The organism is Vibrio sp. CK2-1 (genome assembly GCF_021726515.1).
Lineage (GTDB): Bacteria > Pseudomonadota > Gammaproteobacteria > Enterobacterales > Vibrionaceae > Vibrio.
Window position 1 is genome coordinate 413,416 of sequence record NZ_JAKKCJ010000001.1, and the last position, 25,062, is coordinate 438,477.

Below are 25,062 nucleotides of genomic sequence, written 5' to 3' on the forward strand. Positions count from 1 at the left end.
CAAAGTCACATTCAAGGTGAATTGCGCTTTTTATGCAAATGCAAGGTAGTAAGGGTAACGAAAGGCTCCGCCACCCTTGTTAGCTTTTTAGAGTTGAATGACGCTATCAGAGACAGCGTGGATCAGTTGGGGATCATGACTGACTATCAACATGCCACATCCTTGCTTCTTTGCTAGCAAAACCAACATGATTGAAACCTCCTTTGCTACAATTGGGTCGAGTCGCGCTGTCGGTTCATCGGCAAACAAAAAGATTGGCTTGAGCAGTAAGGTTCGTAAAATTGCGAACCGTTGCAGTTCTCCCCCTGATGCTTGATGCGGTTTTTGATTGAGGAGCTTAGGTTTTAAACGTAGCGTTGCCATCATCTCTGGAATTTGAGTTTCATCCAGCTTATGTAATGTCACGAGATCATTGAGTAATTGACCCAGTGTTGCTTGGCTAGGGAGTGAAGCGATGGGATCTTGAAACAACTTTAGCCATTTTGCTTTAGAAGTAGGATATAGCGCGGAAGATCCACATTCGGCGAGATACTCAATGTTGCCAGATTCTATCTCTAACTGACCTAAAATAGCGTCACCTAAGCTACTTTTACCACAACCACTATCGCCTACAACGCCAATCACTTCACCAGCATGTAGTTGAAAATTCAGTTGTTCAAATAAGCGTTGAGAGCCTCGGTGTAGGCTAAGGTTGTTTATTTTTAAAATCGGCTTAGATTTTGAATTTGATATGAAAGGTTTATCCCACTTGTCCGGCTCTGCTGTGATCAGTGCCTGGGTATAAGGATGTTGGGCATTGGATAGTAAAGAATCGGTGTCACCTTGTTCAATGGCGTTACCATTTTGCATGACCAACATTCTGCCGCCAAGCCCTTTTGCTACATCAATATCATGAGTGACTACAAGTAAGCCACCGAGACTCGCGCGTGATTTTAAGTGATGGATTATATCATCGCGACGATTGACATCGAGACCTTTCGTTGGCTCATCAGCTAAGAAAATATCACTATTATTAGATCTAGCGATACACATGGATAGTCGTTGTGCCATTCCTCCAGACAGTTCATAAGGACGTTTTTGGATATGTTCACCTAACCCATATTGAGTAAGTGAATACACCGATTCTTGCTGCGCTTGTGATTTGGGTTTGCCTTGTACAAATTGCAAAACTTCACTGACCTGTTGAGCGCCTTTCATTAATGGGCTCAAACTTTGTGATGGTTCTTGGGGCAGTAACGCTAATGTTTCCCCCCATAGACTTTTCCGTTGTTTCCAACTGATTTCTTCACCTTTAATCAATAGCTTACCATTGAATGTCAGGTTATCTTCAAGAGTTCCCATAATGAATTTTAGCAATAGGCTTTTACCTGAGCCTGTTTGCCCAAGAACCACTAGTGGTGTGTTATCTTGTAAAGAAAATGAAATATCGGTGACTAATTTTATTTCACCATGTTTGATGGTCAGGCTTTGAACTTCTAAAAAGGCTGTCATCTTTTACTTCCTGTTAATAGGTGAAAACTCATGATGAGCAGTGCGATGAGTACAATAGGTTGAATTAATAACCAAGGGGCTTCGCTGTAATAAGGAAAGAGCTCGACAATCATTAACCCAAGTTCGCTGGTTGGTGGTTGGATGCCAACATAAATAAACCCAAGTGATGCCATGTATAAAATAGCGTTGGCAGCACCAAAAGAGGCGATGGTCATGACGGGAGCGGTAAGCTCAGGCCATAAATGACGACGGATGATATACCATTGGTTAAAGCCTAATAAACGCGAATTTTGCACCGCTTCATTGGCCATTACTTTACGAGTTGTGGTACGAGAAAGCTGGAAATACTCAACCCATTGTACCAGTGATATGGCAAAGTAAAGTGCGGCAAAGGAGCCTGGCATCATCGCCGCTAAGAGTAATACGATGACTAATGCAGGCAGTGCTAATAGAATATTAACGAGTATTGAAAACGATCTATCTATCCAACCGCCTTTCCAGCCAGCAACAATGCCTAACACGCATCCAATACATGCAGAGGTGACCACACAAATGATTGCCATTGTGAGCGATAAACGCAATGCATAAGCTAAACGGCTTAACATGCTACGGCCATATTGATCGGTACCAAGCCAATGTTCGCTACCTGGTGGTAATAAAATAGCCATTAAATTCTGTTGATTAGGATCTATACTGATGACCCAAGGGCCAAATAGTGCGATTAGACCTAATAAGAATAACAACCCAAACGCTATTTTTTGAGAGTATGAGTGCATTAAGCGAAAGCTCCTTGTTTATTACTTTCTGCTTGAGTTGAGCGGGGATCGAGCGCACGGCACAGTAAATCATTAGCCGTATTGAGTATGACAAAGACGATACCAAGACAAATAGCGGTTCCTTGAATCACTGGAATATCACGGGCGAAGATAGCGTGAGCTAAACCATGGCCCACTCCCGGCCAAGAGAACAAAGATTCAATCATGACCACACCTTCTAACACCATGACTAATTGCACCCCCCAATAGGCTACAACAGGTAAGGCAATATTAATGATGCCATGACGACGGAAAGTTGTTGTAGGCCTTAACCCTTTTGTTTGTGCGTATCGATAAAATGGAGACTTAAATACTCTAGCAGCCGAGTGATAAACAATGCGATTGGAAGCTGCGGCTAGGCTTATCGCTAATGTTAATGCTGGAAGAACTAAGTGTGCGCTAGTGCCAAAACCCGCCACAGGAAACCACGCCCAGTGAATAGCAAATAAGGTGATTAAACCTAACCCAATGACAAACACAGGTAAGGAACGGAGTAAGGTTGAAAGCCCTAAAATAATAGGATTGCTAATTAGTGGAAAACGAGCACTGATCAACCCTAGTGGAATGGCGAAAATTATCGATAACAACATACCAGCTCCCGCTAATAGCATGGAGTGATAAATCTGATGTTCAATGATTGCCAAAACCGGCTCACCGCTGACTAATGAATTGCCAAAGTTAAATTGGACTAGATCAATTAACCATTGTATGAAGCTTTGCCAACCACTTTGATCTAAATTGAGTTCTTGGCGAATAAATTCCGCCGCTTCTGCATTCACATTATCTTGCCCATAGCGACTGGCCGCGAGTCGATAGGCCATATCACCGGGTAGCGAGCGCATCAATAAATAAGTAAGCCCGCCGACCGATAAAATTACGGCGATAAGCTGCAGAAAGCGTTGATAGAAAATATTTAACATTATTGTTCAAACGTCATTTGATTGAGTTTAAAGTCTCGCTCATAAGGGTCGAAAGTGAAGCCTTTAATACGAGTACTGACGGCAATATGTTGGGTATAGCTAGCAATAGGCAATAAAGCGTAACCCTGATAAATATGCTCTGATGCTTGTTGAGCAAGTTGACGATATTTAGTTTTATCGTTGGTCAAATTTAAGGTGTTAAATAAATCGGATAATTTGCTATCGCTCCAATTCATCGCTCCCCAGTCTCCACCTTGTGGTGAGAAGTCATTACTTAAAACTGCGAGAGGGTCGGCAATCACACCATAATTACGTGCCATCAAAGCAACTTGTAATGACCCATCGTTGTGACCTGCTGGAATTGCACTGGAGTTGGTAATATTAATATTAAGTTTTACTCCAATTTGACGCCATTGATCTTGTAAAGCGGTTGCTACGCTCGTAAGTTCAGGTCGGTCAGCATAAGTAATAAGTGTCAGTTCAAAGCTTTTACCATCGAGAGTGAGTATGCCTTGGCTATCTTTTTTCCAGCCTTGCTTGGCAAGTAATTGTTGTGCTTGGTCTTGATCATAATTGGGCTTAGCATATTGAGGAAGATACCAGTCACCAATGGCGGCAGGTAATAACTGATCGATTTCGGCACCAGGTGTACGCAAAACGCCAGTTGCAATGCCTTGGCGATTAATGGCAAAGCTTAATGCTTGGCGAGTGTCTTTAGTGTTAAGGAGTGGATCACCTGCATTTAGTTTTAGTACTAAAGTCCGCGGGATGGAATATTCATGTACTTTGATCTGTGGTTGCATTTTCATTCGCATCACGCTGGTTGGTGACAATTCAAAAGCAATATCGGCTTGCCCGCTGGTGGCTTGTAACGCGCGGCTTTCTGCTCTGTGGCCAGTTAAATAGGTAGCGTATTGAATGTTGGCAGGCTTATTCCAGTAATGATCAAATTTTTCTACGGTCAGTTTATGTGGTGGAGCTAGAGTGAGTACTTTATAAGGGCCCGTACCATATAACTGATTTAGTTTTCCTGCTTCATCATAAGCGCTTGGGCTAACAATCACGGTAGAATAATGTGCCAGTATCGCGGCTAATGATCGATAAGGCTGAGTTAATATAATGGCGATTTGATCATTGCCAATAGCTTCAATTTTTTCTATTGGGGCCCTTTTTAATGGGCCATGCTTTTGCCAAGCAACTTGTAAGCTATTGACAACCGCTTTAGCATCCATGGCTTTTCCGTCATGGAAAGTGACATTTTTCTCTAAAGTGAATCGCCAAGTTTTATGATCATCACTGACTTGGTAACTTTTGGCTAAGCCGGGTAACAATTCGCCTTTTGAGCTAACGCTAAGCAGGGTTTCGGTAACTTGCATGCGAGTAAATAAGTAACCATTTGATGAAGGATCAATATTGGTAAACTCTAAGCTTCCAGCAATAGATAGGGTATTTGAACGGTTAGGTTCAGCTTGAGCTAAAGGGATGCTCGATAAACAAACACAAGCAAGCAATAAAGGAAATTTGATATTAAACATACGGCACATTCTTATTAATTAACGAAAAGTTACTGTTATGTTATAACATATCAAGTGATTTTCAATTAAGGTATGTATCGAAATGTTACCCAGAAGGTAGGTATTTGAATGATAGGAATAAAAATGGCCAACTGAATACTCAGTTGGCCATTTTTATTTTCTAGGATGTTTTAAGAAACCTAAGCTTGGCTAGATTGTGCCGCGGCTTGAGCTTCTTCGGCGCGACATACTGCGGCAGTGAATACCACGTCTGTAGAGCTGTTTAGGCCTGTTTCTGCTGAATCTTGGATAACACCAATGATAAAGCCTACACCTACAACTTGCATTGCGATGTCGTTTGAAATACCGAACAAGCTACATGCTAGTGGGATAAGTAGTAGAGAGCCACCAGCAACACCAGATGCGCCACAAGCTGAAACCGCAGCTACTAGGCTTAGTAGAACCGCTGTTGGTAGATCAACTTGAATACCAAGAGTGTTTACTGCAGCAAGCGTTAATACAGTGATCGTAATCGCTGCGCCGCCCATGTTAATGGTTGCACCTAGTGGGATCGATACCGAGTAAGTATCTTCATTCAGTTTTAGTTTTTCACATAACGCCATGTTAACTGGAATGTTCGCAGCACTTGAGCGAGTGAAGAATGCCGTTACACCACTTTCACGTAAGCATTGGAATACCAACGGATATGGGTTTTGTTTCGTTTTTAGGAAAACAAGTAATGGATTCACAATTAAAGCGATAATTGCCATTGAACCAAGTAGAACCGCGAGTAGTTGAGCGTAACCTGCAATCGCACTAAAGCCTGTTGTTGCAAACGTAGTCGCAACAAGACCGAAGATACCAATTGGCGCAAGACGAATGATAAAGCGAACAACGGCAGAAACACCGTGGCTGATATCGCTGAACATATCTTTGGTTGCGGTATTCGCATGACGAAGCGCTAAACCTAAACCAACAGACCAAGCAAGAATGCCGATGTAGTTTGCGTTAACTAATGCGTTTACTGGGTTATCTACAATTTGGAATAGTAGAGTATTTAATACTTCACCAATGCCTTCTGGAGGCGTAGTGCCTGTTGCTGCATTTACTAAGGTAAGCGATGTTGGAAAAGCAAAGCTCATTAGTACTGCTGTTAGGGCCGCTAAAAAGGTGCCGACAAGATAAAGTGTTACCACTGGACGCATGTTACTGCTTGAGTCTTTCTTTTGGCTGGCAATAGATGCGGCAACCAAAACGAAAACTAGGATAGGTGCGATGGCTTTTAGTGCGCCTACGAATAGGCTACCAAAAATAGACATACTAGTTGCTGCTGAAGGAGAGATCATAGCAAGTGCAACACCTGCAATAATACCCACTAAAATTTGCAGTACCAAATTGCCATTGGCCAATCGATAAATCAATGAGTTGTTGTTTTGCATATTTAAGCCTGTTTTATGTTTTATTGTCAGTCAAAAATCCTGTTTGACCGGCCTAGTAGCTTCTAGGCTGAACCATCATAGCTTCTGTAGTGAATCTGTCTACTAGAAAGCGAGAATATCAGTACAAGAATTAACAATTGATGCATTTTGGTGTGCATATATATTGTTAAATAAATGTTGCGCAGGTTTATAGCACACTAAATGAACGCGAGAAAAACTTTTTTGTTGGTTTTGTGTTCACAGTTTGAATATTGATACTGTTTATTTCTTGAACAAATTTAAAACACTAACTAGCTTTAGATGTATCTAGCTGATTTGAAAGCTTAGAAAAGCCGTACCCGTTATGAACGACTAAAAGTATAACGTGGTGTGGTGCCAATTTTGCCTGATGACACCATCACCATGATTCCATGTTGCTTAAACATGTTGGAGCTTATGCTCACTAGGTGTATCTGTGTGCTTTTTGCTCCTCAATAACAATAAAAATATTGCAAGGACGAGGGGGCATCTTGATTCGATCATGGACTAATGTTGTTGCTTATCTTATCGCGGATTCTGGCGATAGACGCTTTTCTCTGCGCCTAGCGATTCGTGCGTTTATCGGGATGCTGCTGTTTGTTCCGATGATTGCTACCCCATCCGAAACACGACTAAACCTCACCCAAGGTGTCACCGAAATCAGTGGCAAGGTGTATGACCTACATATGCTGATTTTTTACATCTGCTGCGCTATTGGTGTGGTGGTGTTTGGTGTGATGTTTTATTCGATCATTCGTCATCGAAAATCCCGAGGCGTCAAAGCGGCGCATTTTCACGAAAGTACTAAAGTCGAAATTATTTGGACTATCATTCCCATCATTATCCTCGTATTGATGGCTATTCCTGCTACTAAAACGTTAATTGCGATGGAAGATACCTCGCAAGATGATCTCACGATTACCGTCACTGGTTCGCAGTGGAAATGGCATTACCGCTATTTCAATCATGATGTGGCGTTCTATAGCTTCTTAACGACTTCCCAGAAACAAATTGAAGGTAGTGAACAAAAAGGCGAGCATTATCTACTCGAAGTTGATAATCCGCTGGTGGTGCCAACTAATCGCAAGATACGTTTTCTGATGACGTCTGACGATGTGATTCACTCATGGTGGGTTCCTGATTTTGCAGTGAAGAAAGATGCAGTTCCCGGTTTTATTAATGAAGCTTGGACCAAAATTGATAAGCCCGGCATTTATCGTGGTCAATGTGCGGAGCTGTGTGGTCGTAACCATGGGTTTATGCCGATCGTGGTACAAGCTTTACCAGAAGATGAATTCGATATTTGGCTAGCCAAGCAAGAACAAATGGCTGCCGCCAAAAAAGCGGAACAGGAAAAAGCGTTGGGCAAAACCTTGAGCATGGATGAATTAATGGCGTTAGGGGAAAAAGTCTATAACGACCGTTGCGCAGTGTGTCATCAGGTTAACGGTGAGGGCATGGCGAATGTTTTCCCTGCGATGAAAGGCAGCCCAATTGCCACTGGAGATTTATTGCCGCACATCGATATTGTCATCAATGGTAAAGCGGGCACGGCCATGCAGGCGTTTGCTGATCAATTAAATGAAGAAGAATTGGCGGCGGTTGTAACCTATGAGCGTAATGCTTGGGGTAATGATACAGGCGATGCTGTACAGGCTTCAGACATAAAGCAAGTACTTACTACCGGCACTTTACCAGATAAAAATAATACTCAAGACAGTACGCAAAGCTCGTCTTCATCTGAAGAAAATGCAGTACCTGAGACAAATGCTACGCCAGACACAAGTGCGACATCGAACAGCAAGGCAACATCAGAGGCTATGGATAGTCAACCGGAGGCACAATGAACCCTTCACCTTCTTATCAAAATGCGTCAACCGATACTGCCGATCATATTGATATCGAGCACGATCACCATGGGCCAGCGAAAGGCATAAAGCGTTGGATTTATTCTACTAACCATAAAGACATTGGCACCTTGTATTTATGGTTCAGCTTGATCATGTTCTTCACCGGCGGCGCGATGGCGATGGTGATTCGGGCGGAGCTATTTCAGCCGGGGTTACAGTTGGTCGATCCGCACTTCTTTAACCAAATGACGACCGTTCATGGCCTGATCATGGTGTTTGGTGCGGTAATGCCGGCTTTTACTGGCTTAGCAAACTGGATGATCCCAATGATGATTGGCGCGCCGGATATGGCATTGCCTCGCATGAATAACTTGAGCTTTTGGATCCTACCTTTTGCGTTTTTGATTTTACTGGGTTCGTTGTTTATGCCCGGTGGTGGACCGGATTTTGGTTGGACTTTCTACGCACCACTTTCGACTACGTTCAGCTCTGATAGCACCGCATTGTTTGTCTTTTCGGTACATATCATGGGGATCAGTTCAATCATGGGTGCGATTAATGTGATCGTGACGATAGTGAATATGCGTGCGCCGGGTATGGATTGGATGAAGCTACCAATGTTTGTCTGGACTTGGCTGATCACCGCGTTCTTATTAATTGCCGTCATGCCAGTATTAGCCGGTGCGGTCACCATGGTGTTAACCGATAAATACTTCGGAACTAGCTTCTTTGATGCGGCAGGTGGTGGCGATCCTGTGATGTTCCAGCATATCTTTTGGTTCTTTGGGCATCCCGAAGTGTACATTATGATTTTGCCGTCATTTGGCATCATTTCAGCGATTATTCCTGCATTTAGCGGCAAAAAACTCTTTGGTTATCATTCGATGGTGTACGCCACTTGTTCTATCGCTTTGTTGTCATTCTTGGTTTGGGCGCACCACATGTTTACTACCGGTATGCCGGTATTTGCCGAACTCTTCTTTATGTATTGCACTATGTTGATTGCGGTGCCCACTGGGGTAAAAGTCTTTAATTGGGTGGCGACCATGTGGCGAGGAGCGCTAACGTTTGAAACCCCAATGTTGTTTGCTATTGCCTTTATTGTGTTGTTCACCATTGGTGGGTTTTCTGGACTGATGTTGGCAATTGTGCCGGCAGATTTCCAATATCACGATACCTACTTTGTGGTGGCGCATTTCCACTATGTACTGGTGACGGGAGCGGTATTCTCGATCATGGCGGCGGCCTATTACTGGCTACCGAAATGGACGGGTCACATGTACAACCAAACCTTGAGCTTGTGGCATTTCTGGTTATCGATTATCTCGGTCAATATTCTGTTCTTCCCGATGCATTTTTTAGGCTTGGCTGGCATGCCACGTCGAATTCCTGATTACGCGATCCAATTTGCTGATGTGAACCAAATAGTGTCGATTGGCGGATTTGCTTTTGGCTTGTCTCAGTTGTTGTTCTTAGCGGTAGTGATTAAGTGTATCCGAGGTGGCGAAGCAGCCGTTGCGAAACCTTGGGAACGAGCAGAAGGGTTGGAGTGGACAGTGCCAAGTCCTGCACCTCACCACACATTTTCAACACCTCCAAAGGTTGATTAACCAAAAATAGGAGGGGGTATGTCAGATCAAAAGATTCAGAGTAGTAAAAAGAGCCAGGGTAGTACAAAGACCTGGAGCAATAAAAAGCTGATTGGCTATTTAGTGCTGAGTGTCGTGGGCATGTTTGGTTTTGGATTCGCCCTTGTTCCGTTATACGACATTATGTGCGAGCAACTTGGTATTAATGGCAAAACCAATACTGAAGCGGCCAGTTCGCAAGGCATTCAAGTCGATACATCGCGATTGGTACGAGTGCAATTTATGTCTCAGGTTAGCTCGAATATGCCGTGGCAATTTGAGCCAGTGCAAGCGCAGATGGATGTTCACCCCGGCCAAGTGATCAGAACCAGTTATCGGGCGGTGAATAATTCCAATGTGGCGATGATTGGACAGGCGGTGCCTTCGGTTGCACCGGGATTGGCTGCGACCCACTTTAATAAAATTGAATGCTTTTGTTTTAATCATCAGCCATTGCAAGCTAATACCGAAGCGGAACTACCGGTGATTTTTTATGTAGATAAAGACTTACCGAGTTCGGTGAATCGATTAACGCTTTCTTATACTTTGTATGACATTACGGAAAGCGGCAAATCATCGTCTCAGCCAAATCAAAATAAAAATGCAATGCAAAGTCTGAGCAGGGGAGCGCCAGAGTCGTTCGCTCAATCATCACATTCATCGCCAAATGAGCTGAACTAGCTTGTTTTAAGGAGAGCCAGATGAATAAGTCGAATCCATTATCTCAATCGTCTGCCATAGAGCCAGAAACTAGGTCGTCAGTTTCTGAGCAAACTGGTTATAGCCAAGCACCTTCTACTCGCCAACCGGCTTCTCATCAACCAGAGATTTATTATGTGCCATCAGAAAGTAATTGGCCGATTGTTGGTGCCTTTGCTTTATTTTTGATAGCAGTAGGTGCGGGGCTGTATATGCAACCCAAAGGTATGCTGAGTCATTTTGGTGGGTTCGTGCTACTGGCAGGAATCATCGTTTTGCTGATCATGTTGGTGGGGTGGTTTCGTAATGTGATCCAGGAGTCGATGTCGGGCTTATATTCACATCAAATTGAACGCTCTTTTCGCCAAGGCATGAGCTGGTTTATTTTCTCCGAAGTGATGTTTTTTGCCGCCTTCTTTGGTGCGCTTTTCTACGCCAGAATGATCGCGGTGCCTTGGCTTGGTGGGGCGTCTAATAACCTGATGACCAACGAAGTATTGTGGCCAACGTTCGAAGCCATTTGGCCTTTGGTGAAAACGCCGAGTGGAGTAGAAACCCAAGCAATGCCATGGCAAGGCTTACCTTTAATGAACACCATTATCTTACTAACTTCTTCGATTACGCTGCACTTTTCACAATTGAGCTTAGAAAAAAATCAACGTACGGCACTGATTATATGGCTAGAAATTACCATTGTTTTAGCGGTCGCTTTCTTGTTTTATCAAGCCGAAGAGTACATTCATGCTTACCAAGAAATGAACCTCACGCTGCAATCTGGCATTTATGGCAACACCTTTTTCTTACTAACTGGATTTCATGGATTGCATGTCACCCTAGGGACCATCTTTTTAATAGTGCTATTAGCGAGAATTGCCTTTAGCCACTTTACTCCTCGCGATCATTTTGCTTTTCAAGCTGGGAGTTGGTATTGGCATTTTGTCGATGTGGTATGGCTGTGTTTATTTATCTTTGTCTATGTTTTATGACCTAGGGATATTAGTTTCTAGTTTCTAGTTTCTAGTTTCTAGTTTCTAGTTTCTAGGTTTTGGTTGTTCAACACTGATTAGTAAGGGCGATCGTTGGGGGAGATTAATCCCGACGTTAATCCAATTAACAACACCATAATCACAATCACGGAGATGAATAGACGTTTACCTAGAAACTGACTCATAGGCACCGCATTGGGATCGTCTCGATCGTATTTCACCATTGAGTATAAAGCTCTGCCGAGGTTAAAAATGACAAACAACAGCAGAAGCACCAGCGTTAATTTAAATAAGGAAACGAGTGTCATAGCAACTCCTGTGTCGAAGTGGGGAATCAAAAAGATCGGTTTATTGCTATTAACTGTGGTCGTGTTTGCGGTGATGGTCAAATTAGGCTTTTGGCAATTAGATCGCGGTAACCAAAAATTGGCTACGGAGCAGCAATTGCAGCTAAGAGCCGACGCTAATCCTGTAGCAATTGAAGATTGGCAAATGAGCCCTAGTGAAGAAGCAACAGGTGTGAAGTTGTCGCTAAGGATTGCGCCATTAACTGATGACGTAAAAGTGCAACGAGTGTATTGGGATAACCAAACTTGGCAGGGGAAAGTCGGTTATCTGGTTTTTCAGCCGGTGCGTTTATTAGCCAATGATCCGCAATCTGATTTTGAAATTGTGGGGTTGATTGAATTGGGCTTTATACCTGCAGGTCGTGACAGACAAGTATTACCTGAAGTGGTTGGTATTAGTCAGAATCAAAGGCATCAGACGCAAACGTTTCAAAAGCAAGCGTCTCAAACACAAACAATAGTTGGGCGATTGTATCGAAAACAAGACAACCCGATGAGCCAAGGCTTGATGCCTGAAATGATGGAAATAACCAATGGTCTAGGGTTAAGAATTCAAAACTTATCGCTTGAAGATTTACCTCAGCATTTGTTTTTAGATAGGCAGCTGAGCTTATTTTCTTATGTGATTCAGCCAATGCAGCCCTTGCTTTTCACGGGTGGTTTACGATTAACAGAAAGTAATGAAACATCAGTTAGTAAGCACTTACCACATCCTTGGCAGCCATTGCCTATGCAGTCAAAACGTCATTTTGGATATGCGGTGCAATGGTTTTCGATGTCGGCAGTATTGTTGGGGTTAGCGTTTTGGTTTGCTTATCGTCAAGGAAAGCCATCGAAAAAGGTGAAAAAAGAAAAGAGTAGAAATCAATAAATCCAACGAATCACTTACAGTAATTTGGGATCAAGATGAGCGTATTTATGCATAACAAAAAACATGAAGCAGCATTGAATCAATCATCGTTGGCAAAAACGGCTTACTCTCCTCGTTCGGGAAAAAAAGTATTGCTTATCATGCTGTTGATTTTTGCCCTGCCAGTGATTGCTGCGAAATTAATTTTATCGATGAACTGGTATCAATCTGGCGTGACTAATCATGGCGTATTGATTGATTCACAGCTGCACTATCAAGATTTACGGTTAGCAAACCCAGCACGACATACCTGGCAAATGGCGTACTTATTGCCACAAGATTGCGGTGAAATTTGTCAGCAACAATTGCACCTATTAAAGCAAAGCCATATTGCACTAGGTAAAGATCAGCCGCGAGTCATGCCTGTGGTAATTGCCGCCAATGAAGAAGATTTAACTGCATTACAAAATAGTGGCTTTGTGTTGTTAGCGGCGCCAGAGCTTTGGGAACAGCCTGAGATGAAGAGCTTTGCTGGGCAAGATTTTGTATTGATTGATCCGCTCGGCCAATGGGTGATGCGTTATCCCACAGTGACTAGTCAGGATGAACTATCTGATGAGCTTAAAGGGCTATTAGCTGATTTACGCAAACTATTGAAGCTATCACGAGTCGGTTAACCGCAGTTAAATTAGGCTAGGGGGCGATATGAATTATTCGGCATTGTTAAGCAAATTGATTCGGCTCAGTATCGGCCTCACTTTGGTGGTGATTGTGTTAGGCGCTTACACGCGAATTTCTGATGCTGGACTTGGTTGCCCTGATTGGCCCGGTTGTTATGGTCAACTCAATGTACCGATGAAAAATGATGAAATTATGCGAGCCTCGGCGTTATTTCCTGGGCATACTATTGAGCCTTATAAAGCTTGGCTTGAAATGATCCATCGCTATGTCGCGGGTACTCTAGGTTTATTGATTGCGGCGATTTTGGTAGTGAGCTTCAAAGTGCCAAATATTCCGAAAGTTTGGCCTAGTGCTTTATCTTTGTTGGTGGTGTTCCAAGCCGCTCTAGGTATGTGGACAGTGACCTTAAAATTGATGCCGATTATTGTGGTGCTTCACCTATTTGGTGGTTTCGCCTTACTCAGTTTGTTACTGGTGTTTTATTTGGTCAGTCGGCCTTATTGTCAGCAGCAAGGTACTGAAATAACAAAGGATGGATCTCAACCACAAGAGAACTTGAGTTATCAAGGCTTACATTCCGCTTCTTCATTCCGAAAAGCTTCATTACCAAAATCCTCATTGCAAAAGTCCTCATTACGAGCGCTTTCATTACAAACCCTTTCATTACAAAGAATGGGCTGGCTATCACTTAGCGTACTCATCGTACAAATTTTTTTAGGCGGTTGGACGTCATCTAACTACGCAGCTTTAGTTTGTACTTCTCTGCCATTGTGTGAAGGCGATTGGTGGCAAGCGTTTAATTTAAGCGGCGCATTCACTATTTTTCAGCACCCGTTATTGATGAGTGGCGATAGTTATGAGTTTGGCGTTTTAGACTATGGCTCACGGATGGCGATTCATTTAGTGCATCGCTTCGGTGCCATTATTACCGCTATCACATTATTGTTTTTTGCTTGGCGGCTGGTGCGCTTTTCATCAAGTCGTGCACTTAATCGAGCCGCTTGGAGTTTAGTTGGTTTGGTTGTGCTGCAAATTAGCTTAGGAATTGCCAATGTTGTGATGCATCTACCTGTTATTTTAGCGGTTGGCCACAATTTAGTCGCAGCGCTGCTATTGTTAAATATAGTGTTTATATGCACCCAATTACGCTTGTCTTATCAGCCTAAAATCTATCAGTCTAAAATCATAGGGCAAGCCGCAAATCATATTCAGATGAGAATGATCACCAAGCCGAGTCACATCACCGAACAATCAAAATTATCAAAGTGATTATGAGGCTTGATTTAAACGTTAGGAGGTCACGATGCCGAAGTCTAATGTAATTCCTTTTCCGCCAAAGCAGGAGCCGATACGAGAGAGTCAGCGTATCTCGGTGAAGCTTTCAGGCCATCACTCAGCAATGCCTTCGATTTCCAATAACTCCACCTCTGAGCCAAGATCGTTTTCTGAACATGCTCGCCAACGTACTAAGTCTTATTGGTTGGCTCAATGGCGTTTGTATTACTCACTCACCAAACCCAAAGTGGTAATGTTAATGCTCCTTACCGCTTTGGTGGGAATGTGTTTATCGCTTGATGGAAAACTGCCTTTGCAACCATTAGTACTAGGGCTGTTTGGCATTGGCTTAATGGCGGGCTCTGCGGCAGCTTTGAATCATTTAATTGATCGCCGAATTGATGGATTAATGGCGCGCACTAAAAATCGCCCCTTACCGTCGGGGCAGTTACAAAACTGGAAAGTCGCTTTATTTGCCAGTGTGATTGGGATTGTCGGCTTTTGGGTGCTGTATTTTGGTGTAAATGGGCTCACCGCTTGGCTGACTTTTGCTAGTTTGGTGGGCTATGCGGTGATTTATACCTTGTACTTGAAACGAGCTACGCCACAAAACATTGTGATTGCCGGAATTGCCGGCGCGATGCCGCCATTATTAGGCTGGACAGCCATGACGAACGAGCTTCATCCTCACGCCTGGCTATTAGTTATGATCATTTTCATTTGGACACCACCGCATTTTTGGGCGCTAGCGATTCACCGTAAAGACGAGTATGCCAAAGCCGATATTCCAATGCTCCCGGTCACACACGGGGTAGAATTCACCAAAACGAGCGTACTGCTTTACACCATACTACTAATGATGATTTGTGCCTTGCCGGTATTATTTGGCATGAGTGGCGTACTGTATGCGATAGCTTCTACCGCATTATCCCTAGGCTTTGTCTATAAAGCGTGTGAATTAAAATACTTCCCTAAACCGAACAGCGCGATGCAAACCTTTAAGTTTTCTATTTACCATTTGATGGGGCTATTTGTTGCCTTACTCGTCGATCATTATGTGCTTGTTGGTTAGCTTCGATAACCTGAGACTTAGGCGTTTTTTAAAAGATCGGTTAACATTGACGTTAAGTTACTTTTAATTTCAATTTCTTAAGGAATAACAATGAAAAGCTTTGGTTCTGGCTTTAATAACTTTTTTGTCGGTTTATTCAGTGGGCTACTACTGCCGATTGTGATCATCATGGTCTTGCTATTTTTAACCGTCGATAAGATCACAAGCTTTGCTGAAAACGAAGCCATTGCACCGCTATACCAACGTGGTGAGCAAACGTTAGATAAAGTGGATACCTTGCTAACTACCCTAGATAGCAAAGTTGATAACGCTAATCTGCAAGATGTAAAACTACTTGCTCCGTTAAAAGATGCCAACTTATTCCCTGAGTTAAAGCAAATTGCAGGTACGGTTTCAAAACTACGTGATGCTTCTGATTCAGAAAAACAAGAGATGCTTGAGAATCTAAAAGCCAAGCTAAAAACCACGCTGCAAGAGAAATTCCCAGAAGATAAAGCCCAGCAGTTAGCGGATAACCTAGCGGGCATTGCTGATGTATTAGCGAGCAAAAAAGAAGCTTTGATGGAAAATAAAGAACAGCTGCTTGAGAAAAAAGAGCAACTGGTTGAAGCCAAAGAGCAATTAGCTGAGAAGAAAGATGAGCTAGTTGAGCAAGCGCAAGAGACGAAAGAGCAAGTTCAAGAAAAAATGGAAGATGCTCAACAAGAGAATTAATTCCCTTTTTCATCGACAAAATGAAAGCCTGCTATTCAGTTGATAGCAGGCTTTTTGCTTATTATCTTGCTTATTTACCGGTGGGATTTCCTTAAACGATATTCTCAATCAGCTCTTTAGATTGGCTCCACTGTTTAGGTGATTGAGCGTACATACGTTTAAACTCACGACTAAATTGAGAGGAACTGGCATAACCAACAGACATTGCCGCTTCACTTACATTCATTCCTGCGGCTATCTTCATCGCTGCACGGTTTAACCGCATTGCTTTCATAAATTGAATCGGAGACATACCGGTAGCGTGTTTAAATTTTCGATGAAATACCGCTCGGCTCATTCCTACATGAGAAGCGAGATCATCAATCGTGACGCTTTCTCCTAACCGGTAAGACAAATACTCAATAGCGCGAGCAATTTCATTGCCAATCCCAAACGCACGTCTGACTGATACTCCAGCCTCTCCCTTTAACACCGCATAATACAATTCTTGTAATCGACTTTCGCCTAAAATAGCCGTGTCGGTTGTATCTTGAGTGATTTGTAGCAAGCGTAATAAAGCATCAGAAAAGCTTTCGTCCCAGTTTGCTAAGGTGAGGCTTTGCTGAGTGGTTTTGTCTTTGGTGTTTCGGATGACGCCAACGGTTTTTTCCATCTCAATGGCCAACTCTGTCATCACTTTTGTATCTAACGAGATATAGATGCCGAGTAGAGGGTCATCCTCTGAAGCCTCTGGTGTGCCTGCTTCAACCGGCATAGAAGTCGAGCAACATAAATACTGACTATTATCATAGATATGTCGATGACCATCTAATATGGCTTCTTTTTTGCCATTAATAATTACAATGATCGTTGGTTCATAAACCGCAGGAGCGCATGGAATCGCATTGGTCACCTTAAATAGCTGAACGCCTTTAATTCCTGTTTCGATCATACCGTCTTCATGGATATGATTTTCTATCAACTGCTTGATTTGTTGTCTGATCACGTTGCTTTCTTCTTTTTGATACAAATAGGCATGTTTTAGCGATTAATTCGCCTTATATCATTTCGATGTGAGATTTATAGTGTGTTTAAGAACAACATACTAGTGTAATAGATGGTATGTAAATGATTTATTTTGGACTCCCTTAAATATCAAAAGGCTTTTATTTATGACAAAGAAGAAATGTGGAATTAAAGGTTGGACTCCTGAGCGTATTGATTCTCTAGCAGGGAAAACTTACCTGATCACTGGAGCTAATAGTGGCGCAGGGTTTGAAGCATCGCGCATTCTTCTTTCCAAGGGGGCCAAAGTAGTCATGCTGAACCGCAATGTAGAAAAATCAAATCATGCCATTGAAAGATTAAAGCAGCTACTTGGGCAACAGATTGACGTAAGCTTCGTGCAGGTAGATCTTGCTGAGATGGCTTCCGTTCGTAAAGCGGCGAATGAGATTTTACAAACGGTTCCTAGGATAGAGGCATTGATTTGTAATGGCGCGATTGCACAAGTTGCCAACCAACAGCTTACCGTCGATGGTTATGAAAGCCAGTTTGGTGTTAATCATCTAGGTCATTTTTTGTTGTGTGGCATGTTGTTTGACCGAATTAATGATTCTAAAGGACGCATTGTCGTTGTTGGTAGCAATGGCTATAAAATGGGCCTGAAAAAAATTCAATTTGATGATATTAACTTTGACGATAAATACAGCGCGTGGAATTCATATTCTCAAAGCAAACTTGCACAAATGATGTTTGCTTATGAGTTGCAGCGACGCATAAAAAAAGCAGGTAAAGCGGTTCAAGTGTATGTTTGCCATCCGGGAGCTTCTCGAACCAACTTGCTTATGGATACCGCCAGCTCATTTAATAAAATTCTGTGGTCGGTGCTTTCTCGCATTATTGCCCAATCCGCAGAAAAAGGTGCGTGGCCAGAGGTTATGTGCGCCACAGAACAAGGTCTTGAGGAAGCAACGCTTTATGGCCCCACTAAACGCGCCGATACCGTAGGAGCTGTGGGTGAGTGTGTTTTGGAACCATTAGCATTAGATGAACGAAGTGCTAAGCAATTGTGGGCATTATCTGAGGAAGCGACATCGTTAAATTGGTCTCTATAAATAAAGCCACATTTACTTAGTCTAAGCTGAGGTTGCTTAGGTAGATAAGTGAATGTGGCTTGTTTTTTGTTAAGGGATCTTGAAAGAGAGAGTTTTAATCACTCATCAGCGACAAGCCCTCACTTTCTGCCATGCAGACCAGCTTTTATCTTGTGGTTTTTCATTGTAAGACCACCATTTCGCCTGCCATTCAAATCCTGCATAGTTGACGTTTTGAGTTGTGCTATAAGAAGTGTCTTTCATCCATTCAGCGGATTCACATCGAGTGGGCAATGCTTGAGGACTCTCCATCCAATTGACTAACTCTAAATGGCTGACAATACGCACATCCTGCTTTGAAAGCGCGTAATCTAAGAAGTCTTCGATTGCTTGGCGACGTTCTGTGGCTGTAGATGCAGTCGGTGTCCATTGATCGATTTGGTCATCATATTGAGTTGAGTGACCAAGAAATGTCATTGGCGCTTTGTTGCCTGCCAGACGCATATCGAGGTTGTATTTCAAAATCGCTAATACTTCTGGGCCGCTAAGTTGCGCCATATAAAATAAGTTGTAGTCACCGGCTTCAATTTTGCCAGACTGAACATCAAACCAGCTCATCTTTTGTTGTATTTTGTCGCGCAATGAATAATCAAAGCCGTATTGTTTGGTGGTTTCATCATCCGGTACAGTTAAGGCATAGACGGGTACTTCCCATAGTCCAGCATGTTGAGTGATAGGTGGTTTTATGCCCCAACTTGCGGCCATATCAGCGCCCGGGCTGCCGTTATCTAAGGTATATGGCCAATACTGGTTTCCGGCATGATGATCAGGCGCATAACCTTCTACAATACTGGCATCGTATTTAAATCCGTTCTGTTTTAAGTAAGCAAATAGTGCGTCGTTGTATTCTAAATAAGGCGAACGAAAGCCCACTGCATTAGCATCAACCCCTTCTGCATCGGATGGAAATTCAGGATCGACTTGGGTGAATGGTTTACTCATGGCGCTCTGACAATCATTGATTTGTTGTTGCCATTCTGCGGAAGTAAATTCCAAACCATGTAAATGATTGAGAGTGTGGTTGGCCATTTCATGCCCGAGTAGGTTGGCTTGATACCAAGTTTCTTTAACATGACCAGCATTGGTGCCTTGCTCGCTTGCCGCGACTATCGCTTCACAAGTATTAAAAAACGTGGTGTGAATAGCCGAGCCGTCAAAGGTTGCAGCATTGCCGTATCCAGTTGGGTTTTGGCGTTTTCCCCACTGCTCAAGTACCCAGTTTTGTCCATCGACTAACGTGTTGTCATCAAAGGCAATAGCGATAAATTGGGGCGCATTTTCAACGGCAATGCCGGCTGGTGGAAGTTGTGAAGGAGCTTGGTTGGCAGCGTGGCTATAAAATGACACAGCGGCCAGTCCCAAACTTAAAGTAAATCCTTGTTTAATCATTATTTTCTCCTTTCTTAATAACGTTCGCACTAATCATAGAAAGAAGATAAATGCTGTGTGTTAAGACTGCTCGTAATGGAATCAATATTGAATTTACAATGTAAATAAGCGATTTGTAGATTGCTTTATTGGAATCGAAATTTTCCTTTAGAGCACTATTTTTTAGAGTCCTGTTTTTTTAGAGCTCTATTTCTTTTTAGAACATCATCGGCGCAATTGAGAGTACTAACAATCCCGCCATTGAATAGTTAAACCACTTCACGCGTAGCGGGCTATTAAGCCAGATTTGCAGTTTTTGCCCCGCATAAGTCCACAATGTGGCGGACGGCATATTCACCAAGCCAAACATCAGTGACACGATTATCACACCTTGCCAGTTATTGAGGGTGTTATAGACACTGACTGCGGTGATCGCCATGGTCCATGCTTTGGGATTGATCCACTGAAAATTAACCGCCGCGAAAAAGCTCATTGGTTGATATTCGGCATTTTGAGATCCGGGCTGTGCGCGAGCAATTTTTAATGCCAAATAAAAGAGATAAGCAATACAAGCAATATTCAGTACTTGGTGTAAAACCGGATACAACTGAAACAGGCCCATCAAACCAACCCCGACCAGAAGTACCATAAAACTAAAACCAAACACGACGCCGAGCATGTGTGGAACGGTGCGCAGAAAGCCAATGTTCGCGCCAGAGGTCATCAACATAATGTTGTTAGGGCCGGGTGAGGCGGTTGAGACTAGAACAAAAGTGAATAATGCGAGCAGTTGTTGAATATCCATTTCTTAGCTTCCATTTGGTGTGACTGTTCCTTGTATATTATTGGGTTTATGGCTACATTTTATGTCTATTTGATGTGCTATTTAGATAAAGTGAGCAACAAAGTTAAGTTATGGATAGATTTGACGAAAGAATATTGCAAGAGCTTCAAGCGGATGGTCGATTATCCAATGTTGAGTTGTCGGAACGAATTGGTTTATCGCCTTCTGCGACGTTAAGGCGAGTGCAAGAACTGGAACGCCAAGAAGTGATCAGTGGATATCGAGCGGTACTTAATTCAGAGAAATTAGGGATTGGCTTTATTGCCTATGTCACGATTGGACTATCGGATCATAGTCAAAAGTCACAGCGTGGATTTGAGCAAGAAGTGATGTTGGCAAAAGAAGTCACCGAATGTCATAACATCACCGGTGCGAATGAGTATCTGCTGCGAGTAGAAACCAAAGATTTGACTCGTTATAAACGCTTTCATTCTGAGGTGTTAGGGGAGATCCCACAGGTGAATACCATAACAACCTTAGTCGTGATGGATACCCCGAAAGATACCCGTTAATACAGATTGGTTTGCTCGATGTTAACTTGCTTGAATCTTAGCTTTAGCTTCGATTTGCGTGCGGCGGCTGACGAGCAACACCAGCATCATGACTAACGCAGTACAGCAATAAAAGATGCCGAGATCATTCTGGCTAGCCACAAAGTTACGTACTAAAAACTCCCCAAAGAAGCCAGCGATACACATTTGAATCGAGCCCGATAATGCAGAAACGGCGCCAACGCGATTTGGATGTGGCTCTAACAGCATCGACATTGAAATAGGGAAACTCATGCCTTGTGCAACCGTTAATAAGGTAAACGCGCCAATTAAATGTAAGGCGGAAAGTGGCATAGCCAGCAACCAAACCCCTGAAACCACCATCAAGCTAAATGCGATACACAACAAGCGAGCTTGCGAGAAATACTTATGCAGGCGGTTAACCGTCACGCTACCAATTAATAATCCTGCCGATGGAATGATCATCGCTTCACCGTAGTCAGATACCGTCATTCCTAATTGTTTTTGCAACAAAAAAGGTAAAACAGACAGCGAGACAACCGCGCCTAAATAGCTGATCCAGTTATAACTGGCACTAGACACCACTTGCTTACAGGTGATCAGTTCGCCATAACCTTTTAATACTTTGACCGGATTAAAGCGGCTTTTAGGGTAGGGTAAAGTTTCTGGCAGTACTTTCCAGCCGAGCGTGACAATCGCAATTAAATACACCAGCACTGCACTAAACACACTTTGCCAGCCAAAATGATAGGCGACCCACCCCCCAAATACTGGCGAGATGATAGGTAATATTGATGCGGTCATCGAGAGATAAGATAACGCTTTGGTTAAGTCAGGGCCGTTATAACTATCGCGCAATACACTACGCCCGAGTACCGAAGCACTGCCTGCACCTAGACCTTGCAAAAAACGCCCAAACAACAAAGCTTCAAAGCTGGTCGCCCATAACACACAAATCAATGTACCGAGTAGATAAACGCCTTGTCCTGCCAGAAAGACTGGCCGACGACCAATCGCATCCGATAACGGCCCATAAAATAGCTGTGATAAGCCAAAGCTAATTAAAAAGAAAGTGACGATAGACTGAACTTGCGCTTGGGAAACCGCTAAATCATGGCTGATCAAAGGTAAAGAGGGTAGATAAATGCTTACACCCACTTGACCCGTTGCGATGATCATCATCGCGAGCAAAAGTGGTGTTTTTTTAAAGGCGTTTATCGTTTCTGTTTTCATGTAACTAGTGTACTTTGGTGAATATAAAATGATAATAGACTCTATAGGAAAGAGATTAAGTCTATTTGGGAAATAATGGAGCGAACGATGGATTGGATTGAATCGGTAAGAACTTATATTCGAGTGGTGGAAGAAGGCAGCTTTAATCAAGCAGCACGTCGTTTGAATACCACTAGCTCCGCGGTAAGTAAGCGCATACATTTTTTAGAAGAACGCATTGGAGTGCAACTACTCAAACGAACTACACGCTCATTAAGTCAAACTGAAGCTGGCGCGATGTTTTATCAACGAGGTAAAGCGCAAGTCGAACAATGGCAATCGCTGGTGGATGAAACACGTTCAATCAATCAAACCCCAACTGGGATGCTACGAGTTGGTGCTACGCTCGCATTAGGCTCTAAGTTTTTTATGCGTTATGTCGATGACTTTCTTCATCAATACCCACAAATTAAAGTGCAGTTGATCACGACACTTCCCGGTCAATTGCCGGAGCTGAGCTTTGATATTTACATTGGTCGTGAAATTGAAAACCTTGATACTTTGAGTTTTCGTGCCGCTCCTTTGGTGGATTATCAATCTGGTTTTTATGCCGCGCCAAGCTATTTAAAGCAATATGGTGAACCGCAGACGGTCGATGATTTGAGCAATCACAACATGCTGATTTGGGGTGAAAAAGTCGAACGAGAAGTCAGGCTAACCACTCTAGGTGAACGCAGCAAAAAAGTGCGATTAACTGGTAACTTCTCGACAACCAATCCAGAAGCGTTATTTCACAGTGCTAAACGCGGCATGGGGATTATTTTATCCAACCAAGTGATGCTGCAAGAAGAAATAGAGCGTGGTGAATTGGTTCGAGTACTGCCGAATGTCACGTCAGATCATACGCGAGTTTATGCCTATTATCCGAAGCTGGATTATGAACATACCCGTACTCAATTGTTTGTGGAATATTTAAAGCAGAGATTGGAAACCGAGAAAGATGTGAAGGTAGTGTAAAGCCTTACAACTAAAATGTAGTGCAAAAAATAGGGCTGAATCAGTCAGCCCTTAGTTAACATTGGAAAATTTAATAATCGAAAATCAAAAGCCTAGTGCGCTTTTTTCGGCCCGTTACGTACGATATCTTTACCGTTATCAAACACGTCTTGAGTGACCCAGCGACCAAGCAATAATTGGTGCTTATCATCTAAAACCGCAACAAACGGGCGACCATTACTATTATTGGTTGCCAGCGCCACACCCGTGACATTTTCAAGCCCTAGGCCACCGTTTTCTACTAAGCGCAAAAACGCTTCCAGATCGTCTAGGGTTTCAATTACTAGGTTATCGTCAATCATCATTCTTACTCTATTAACACGTTATGTGCGTAGGATAACAGTTATGATTAAGTCGATAAATATATCCTATTTGTTAATATCATTTTTTACTCATCAATAAGGATTCATTAATGAGTCATCATAAAGTGGCATTAATTACTGGTGGCGGTCGAGGGATAGGGGCAGCTACCGCTGAATTATTTGCTAAGCATGGTTATGCGGTTTGTATTAATTACAAGTCTGATTCTACTTCTGCGCAACATTTGGCTGATAAAATCCTATCAGAAGGTGGGCACTGTATTACGGTTCAAGCCGACGTTTCCAGCGAGCAAGATGTTGCGCGGTTATTTTCAACCATAGATAAAGAATTAGGGCAACTAACGGTACTTGTTAATAATGCCGGTATTTTACATACGCAATCTCGATTAGAAGATATGACGGCAGAGCGTATTAATCATGTATTAATGAATAATGTAACCAGTTACTTTTTGTGCTGCCAGCAAGCGGTGAAGCGAATGTCTACTCGATATGGTGGTAAAGGTGGGACGATTGTTAATGTCTCATCGGGTGCTTCTCGTACAGGCTCTCCTAATGAATATATTGATTATGCAGCTTCAAAAGGCGCGATTGATACCTTAACGAAAGGTTTATCGATAGAAGTAGCAGGCGAAGGAATTCGTGTTAACTGTGTTCGTCCGGGGCTGATTTATACCGATATGCACAGCGACGGAGGTGAGCCTGAACGAGTAGATAGGTTAAAAAGTAAGATACCAATGCAAAGAGGTGGCGATCCGGCAGAAGTCGCAGAAGCGATCTATTGGCTTGCTTCGGAAAAGTCTTCGTTTTCGACGGGAAACTACATTGATGTAACGGGTGGGCTATAGATTGGTATTAAAAAGGAAGTTTAATGAAAATCATCCAAGCAGGGATGGCGGAAATAAGTCCAGTATCGTTCTTATTTGACGCTTATCGCCAATTTTACCAACAAGATACTAATCTTGATGCTGCTCGACAATTTATTCATTCTCGTATTGAGAACAACGAATCAGTTATTTTTCTTGCTGTGTCGGATAATGGTGAAGGGTTAGGTTTTGTTCAGCTATATCCTTCGTTTTCTTCAGTTTCTATGAAGAAAATGTGGTATTTAAATGATTTGTTTGTAGCAAAAAGTGCTCGTAATCAAGGTGTTGCTAGGGCTTTATTAAGGCAAGTTCAAGTTTTTGCTAAGCAGAGTAATGCGTTGACTGTTAAATTAGCGACATCAATATCTAATGAACAGGCTAAATCACTCTATCTTTCAGAAGGGTATGAAAAAATAACGGCATTTGAACATTACACTCAGCGCGTTAAATAAG

General features: G+C 42.8%; 25 protein-coding genes. 14 read left to right on the forward strand and 11 right to left on the reverse strand.

What is annotated here, in order from left to right:
• Window positions 1-87 precede the first annotated feature (87 nt).
• The 5 genes from L3V25_RS01795 to sstT all read right to left on the reverse strand — a co-directional run bounded on the left by L3V25_RS01795 (window position 88) and on the right by sstT (window position 6,179).
• Window positions 88-1,491: an ATP-binding cassette domain-containing protein gene (locus L3V25_RS01795; RefSeq protein ID WP_237293792.1), complete on the reverse strand. Its 1,404-nt coding sequence runs from the start codon at window positions 1,489-1,491 to the stop codon at window positions 88-90.
• The gene (locus L3V25_RS01800) at window positions 1,488-2,267 is read right to left on the reverse strand and encodes an ABC transporter permease (RefSeq protein ID WP_237293793.1); all 780 of its coding nucleotides are present in this window, start codon (window positions 2,265-2,267) and stop codon (window positions 1,488-1,490) included. The genes L3V25_RS01795 and L3V25_RS01800 overlap by 4 nt, the downstream gene beginning before the upstream one ends.
• A complete protein-coding gene (locus L3V25_RS01805; RefSeq protein ID WP_237293794.1) occupies window positions 2,267-3,226 on the reverse strand; it encodes an ABC transporter permease in 960 nt (319 codons plus the stop codon). Before L3V25_RS01805 ends, L3V25_RS01800 begins: the two co-directional genes overlap by 1 nt.
• Window positions 3,226-4,761, reverse strand: coding sequence for an ABC transporter substrate-binding protein (locus L3V25_RS01810; protein WP_237293795.1), 1,536 nt, complete (start codon window positions 4,759-4,761; stop codon window positions 3,226-3,228). The genes L3V25_RS01805 and L3V25_RS01810 overlap by 1 nt, the downstream gene beginning before the upstream one ends.
• Window positions 4,762-4,940: 179 nt before the next feature.
• Window positions 4,941-6,179, reverse strand: coding sequence for a serine/threonine transporter SstT (gene sstT, locus L3V25_RS01815; protein ID WP_237293796.1), 1,239 nt, complete (start codon window positions 6,177-6,179; stop codon window positions 4,941-4,943).
• 605 nt (window positions 6,180-6,784) lie between these two features.
• Between sstT and coxB the strand changes: the two genes are divergently transcribed.
• Genes coxB through L3V25_RS01835 form a run of 4 tightly spaced genes read left to right on the forward strand, consistent with a single transcriptional unit; the run spans window position 6,785 to window position 11,360 of the window.
• The gene (gene coxB, locus L3V25_RS01820; RefSeq protein ID WP_237294327.1) at window positions 6,785-8,044 is read left to right on the forward strand and encodes a cytochrome c oxidase subunit II; all 1,260 of its coding nucleotides are present in this window, start codon (window positions 6,785-6,787) and stop codon (window positions 8,042-8,044) included.
• Window positions 8,041-9,657 (forward strand): cytochrome c oxidase subunit I, encoded by a 1,617-nt coding sequence (gene ctaD, locus L3V25_RS01825; RefSeq protein WP_027695526.1) that lies wholly within the window; start codon window positions 8,041-8,043, stop codon window positions 9,655-9,657. The genes coxB and ctaD overlap by 4 nt, the downstream gene beginning before the upstream one ends.
• 18 nt (window positions 9,658-9,675) lie before the next feature.
• Window positions 9,676-10,356 carry a cytochrome c oxidase assembly protein gene (locus L3V25_RS01830; protein WP_237293797.1) on the forward strand — a complete coding sequence of 227 codons (681 nt, stop codon included), beginning with the start codon at window positions 9,676-9,678 and terminating at the stop codon, window positions 10,354-10,356.
• Window positions 10,357-10,376: 20 nt separating this feature from the next.
• The gene (locus L3V25_RS01835) at window positions 10,377-11,360 is read left to right on the forward strand and encodes a cytochrome c oxidase subunit 3 (RefSeq protein ID WP_237293798.1); all 984 of its coding nucleotides are present in this window, start codon (window positions 10,377-10,379) and stop codon (window positions 11,358-11,360) included.
• Between the two features lie 77 nt (window positions 11,361-11,437).
• On the opposite strand, the gene L3V25_RS01840 is transcribed toward L3V25_RS01835, so the two are convergent.
• Complete coding sequence (locus tag L3V25_RS01840; protein ID WP_237293799.1) at window positions 11,438-11,668, reverse strand: DUF2909 domain-containing protein; 231 nt, start codon at window positions 11,666-11,668, stop codon at window positions 11,438-11,440.
• Window positions 11,669-11,678: 10 nt separating this feature from the next.
• Between L3V25_RS01840 and L3V25_RS01845 the strand changes: the two genes are divergently transcribed.
• From L3V25_RS01845 to L3V25_RS01865, 5 genes are all read left to right on the forward strand, one after another.
• The gene (locus tag L3V25_RS01845; RefSeq protein ID WP_237293800.1) at window positions 11,679-12,578 is read left to right on the forward strand and encodes an SURF1 family protein; all 900 of its coding nucleotides are present in this window, start codon (window positions 11,679-11,681) and stop codon (window positions 12,576-12,578) included.
• 47 nt (window positions 12,579-12,625) lie between these two features.
• Window positions 12,626-13,234 (forward strand): hypothetical protein, encoded by a 609-nt coding sequence (locus L3V25_RS01850; protein ID WP_237293801.1) that lies wholly within the window; start codon window positions 12,626-12,628, stop codon window positions 13,232-13,234.
• A 28-nt stretch (window positions 13,235-13,262) separates the two neighbouring features.
• The gene (locus tag L3V25_RS01855; protein WP_237293802.1) at window positions 13,263-14,507 is read left to right on the forward strand and encodes a COX15/CtaA family protein; all 1,245 of its coding nucleotides are present in this window, start codon (window positions 13,263-13,265) and stop codon (window positions 14,505-14,507) included.
• A 34-nt stretch (window positions 14,508-14,541) separates the two neighbouring features.
• On the forward strand, window positions 14,542-15,585 hold the full coding sequence (cyoE, locus tag L3V25_RS01860; protein ID WP_237293803.1) for a heme o synthase: 1,044 nt from the start codon (window positions 14,542-14,544) through the stop codon (window positions 15,583-15,585).
• 90 nt (window positions 15,586-15,675) lie between these two features.
• Window positions 15,676-16,299, forward strand: coding sequence for a hypothetical protein (locus L3V25_RS01865; protein ID WP_237293804.1), 624 nt, complete (start codon window positions 15,676-15,678; stop codon window positions 16,297-16,299).
• Window positions 16,300-16,390: 91 nt separating this feature from the next.
• On the opposite strand, the gene L3V25_RS01870 is transcribed toward L3V25_RS01865, so the two are convergent.
• The gene (locus tag L3V25_RS01870; protein ID WP_237293805.1) at window positions 16,391-17,284 is read right to left on the reverse strand and encodes an AraC family transcriptional regulator; all 894 of its coding nucleotides are present in this window, start codon (window positions 17,282-17,284) and stop codon (window positions 16,391-16,393) included.
• 166 nt (window positions 17,285-17,450) lie between these two features.
• Here L3V25_RS01870 and L3V25_RS01875 point away from each other — a divergent pair, with 166 nt between their 5' ends.
• Window positions 17,451-18,395: an SDR family oxidoreductase gene (locus L3V25_RS01875; RefSeq protein WP_237293806.1), complete on the forward strand. Its 945-nt coding sequence runs from the start codon at window positions 17,451-17,453 to the stop codon at window positions 18,393-18,395.
• Window positions 18,396-18,500: 105 nt separating this feature from the next.
• Here the strand turns inward: L3V25_RS01875 and L3V25_RS01880 are convergent, their stop codons facing one another.
• A complete protein-coding gene (locus L3V25_RS01880) occupies window positions 18,501-19,823 on the reverse strand; it encodes a polysaccharide deacetylase family protein (protein ID WP_237293807.1) in 1,323 nt (440 codons plus the stop codon).
• 196 nt (window positions 19,824-20,019) lie between these two features.
• Complete coding sequence (locus tag L3V25_RS01885; RefSeq protein WP_237293808.1) at window positions 20,020-20,607, reverse strand: LysE family translocator; 588 nt, start codon at window positions 20,605-20,607, stop codon at window positions 20,020-20,022.
• 110 nt (window positions 20,608-20,717) lie between these two features.
• On the opposite strand from L3V25_RS01885, the gene L3V25_RS01890 reads away from it, so the two are divergent.
• Entirely contained in the window at window positions 20,718-21,158 is a 441-nt protein-coding gene (locus L3V25_RS01890) for an Lrp/AsnC family transcriptional regulator (protein WP_027695533.1), read from the forward strand.
• A 21-nt stretch (window positions 21,159-21,179) separates the two neighbouring features.
• Here the strand turns inward: L3V25_RS01890 and L3V25_RS01895 are convergent, their stop codons facing one another.
• Window positions 21,180-22,391 (reverse strand): multidrug effflux MFS transporter, encoded by a 1,212-nt coding sequence (locus tag L3V25_RS01895; RefSeq protein WP_237293809.1) that lies wholly within the window; start codon window positions 22,389-22,391, stop codon window positions 21,180-21,182.
• A gap of 87 nt (window positions 22,392-22,478) precedes the next feature.
• On the opposite strand from L3V25_RS01895, the gene L3V25_RS01900 reads away from it, so the two are divergent.
• A complete protein-coding gene (locus L3V25_RS01900) occupies window positions 22,479-23,387 on the forward strand; it encodes a LysR family transcriptional regulator (protein ID WP_237293810.1) in 909 nt (302 codons plus the stop codon).
• A 92-nt stretch (window positions 23,388-23,479) separates the two neighbouring features.
• On the opposite strand, the gene L3V25_RS01905 is transcribed toward L3V25_RS01900, so the two are convergent.
• Window positions 23,480-23,728 (reverse strand): hypothetical protein, encoded by a 249-nt coding sequence (locus L3V25_RS01905; protein ID WP_237294328.1) that lies wholly within the window; start codon window positions 23,726-23,728, stop codon window positions 23,480-23,482.
• Window positions 23,729-23,838: 110 nt separating this feature from the next.
• On the opposite strand from L3V25_RS01905, the gene L3V25_RS01910 reads away from it, so the two are divergent.
• Window positions 23,839-24,591: an SDR family oxidoreductase gene (locus L3V25_RS01910; protein WP_237293811.1), complete on the forward strand. Its 753-nt coding sequence runs from the start codon at window positions 23,839-23,841 to the stop codon at window positions 24,589-24,591.
• A gap of 23 nt (window positions 24,592-24,614) precedes the next feature.
• Entirely contained in the window at window positions 24,615-25,061 is a 447-nt protein-coding gene (locus L3V25_RS01915) for a GNAT family N-acetyltransferase (protein ID WP_237293812.1), read from the forward strand.
• Window position 25,062: the final 1 nt, after the last annotated feature.

Bases quoted from the DNA above. Each gene is read 5' to 3' on its own strand.
- L3V25_RS01895 (WP_237293809.1), bottom strand. From the start codon at position 22,391: ATGAAAACAGAAACGATAAACGCCTTTAAAAAAACACCACTTTTGCTC.
- L3V25_RS01795 (WP_237293792.1), bottom strand. From the start codon at position 1,491: ATGACAGCCTTTTTAGAAGTTCAAAGCCTGACCATCAAACATGGTGAA.
- L3V25_RS01855 (WP_237293802.1), top strand. From the start codon at position 13,263: ATGAATTATTCGGCATTGTTAAGCAAATTGATTCGGCTCAGTATCGGC.
- L3V25_RS01810 (WP_237293795.1), bottom strand. From the start codon at position 4,761: ATGTTTAATATCAAATTTCCTTTATTGCTTGCTTGTGTTTGTTTATCG.
- L3V25_RS01885 (WP_237293808.1), bottom strand. From the start codon at position 20,607: ATGGATATTCAACAACTGCTCGCATTATTCACTTTTGTTCTAGTCTCA.
- L3V25_RS01800 (WP_237293793.1), bottom strand. From the start codon at position 2,267: ATGCACTCATACTCTCAAAAAATAGCGTTTGGGTTGTTATTCTTATTA.
- L3V25_RS01890 (WP_027695533.1), top strand. From the start codon at position 20,718: ATGGATAGATTTGACGAAAGAATATTGCAAGAGCTTCAAGCGGATGGT.
- L3V25_RS01865 (WP_237293804.1), top strand. From the start codon at position 15,676: ATGAAAAGCTTTGGTTCTGGCTTTAATAACTTTTTTGTCGGTTTATTC.
- L3V25_RS01910 (WP_237293811.1), top strand. From the start codon at position 23,839: ATGAGTCATCATAAAGTGGCATTAATTACTGGTGGCGGTCGAGGGATA.
- L3V25_RS01900 (WP_237293810.1), top strand. From the start codon at position 22,479: ATGGATTGGATTGAATCGGTAAGAACTTATATTCGAGTGGTGGAAGAA.
- L3V25_RS01805 (WP_237293794.1), bottom strand. From the start codon at position 3,226: ATGTTAAATATTTTCTATCAACGCTTTCTGCAGCTTATCGCCGTAATT.
- L3V25_RS01850 (WP_237293801.1), top strand. From the start codon at position 12,626: ATGCATAACAAAAAACATGAAGCAGCATTGAATCAATCATCGTTGGCA.
- L3V25_RS01880 (WP_237293807.1), bottom strand. From the start codon at position 19,823: ATGATTAAACAAGGATTTACTTTAAGTTTGGGACTGGCCGCTGTGTCA.
- cyoE (WP_237293803.1), top strand. From the start codon at position 14,542: ATGCCGAAGTCTAATGTAATTCCTTTTCCGCCAAAGCAGGAGCCGATA.
- L3V25_RS01830 (WP_237293797.1), top strand. From the start codon at position 9,676: ATGTCAGATCAAAAGATTCAGAGTAGTAAAAAGAGCCAGGGTAGTACA.
- L3V25_RS01875 (WP_237293806.1), top strand. From the start codon at position 17,451: ATGACAAAGAAGAAATGTGGAATTAAAGGTTGGACTCCTGAGCGTATT.
- L3V25_RS01915 (WP_237293812.1), top strand. From the start codon at position 24,615: ATGAAAATCATCCAAGCAGGGATGGCGGAAATAAGTCCAGTATCGTTC.
- L3V25_RS01840 (WP_237293799.1), bottom strand. From the start codon at position 11,668: ATGACACTCGTTTCCTTATTTAAATTAACGCTGGTGCTTCTGCTGTTG.
- L3V25_RS01835 (WP_237293798.1), top strand. From the start codon at position 10,377: ATGAATAAGTCGAATCCATTATCTCAATCGTCTGCCATAGAGCCAGAA.
- L3V25_RS01905 (WP_237294328.1), bottom strand. From the start codon at position 23,728: ATGATTGACGATAACCTAGTAATTGAAACCCTAGACGATCTGGAAGCG.
- ctaD (WP_027695526.1), top strand. From the start codon at position 8,041: ATGAACCCTTCACCTTCTTATCAAAATGCGTCAACCGATACTGCCGAT.
- sstT (WP_237293796.1), bottom strand. From the start codon at position 6,179: ATGCAAAACAACAACTCATTGATTTATCGATTGGCCAATGGCAATTTG.
- coxB (WP_237294327.1), top strand. From the start codon at position 6,785: ATGCTGCTGTTTGTTCCGATGATTGCTACCCCATCCGAAACACGACTA.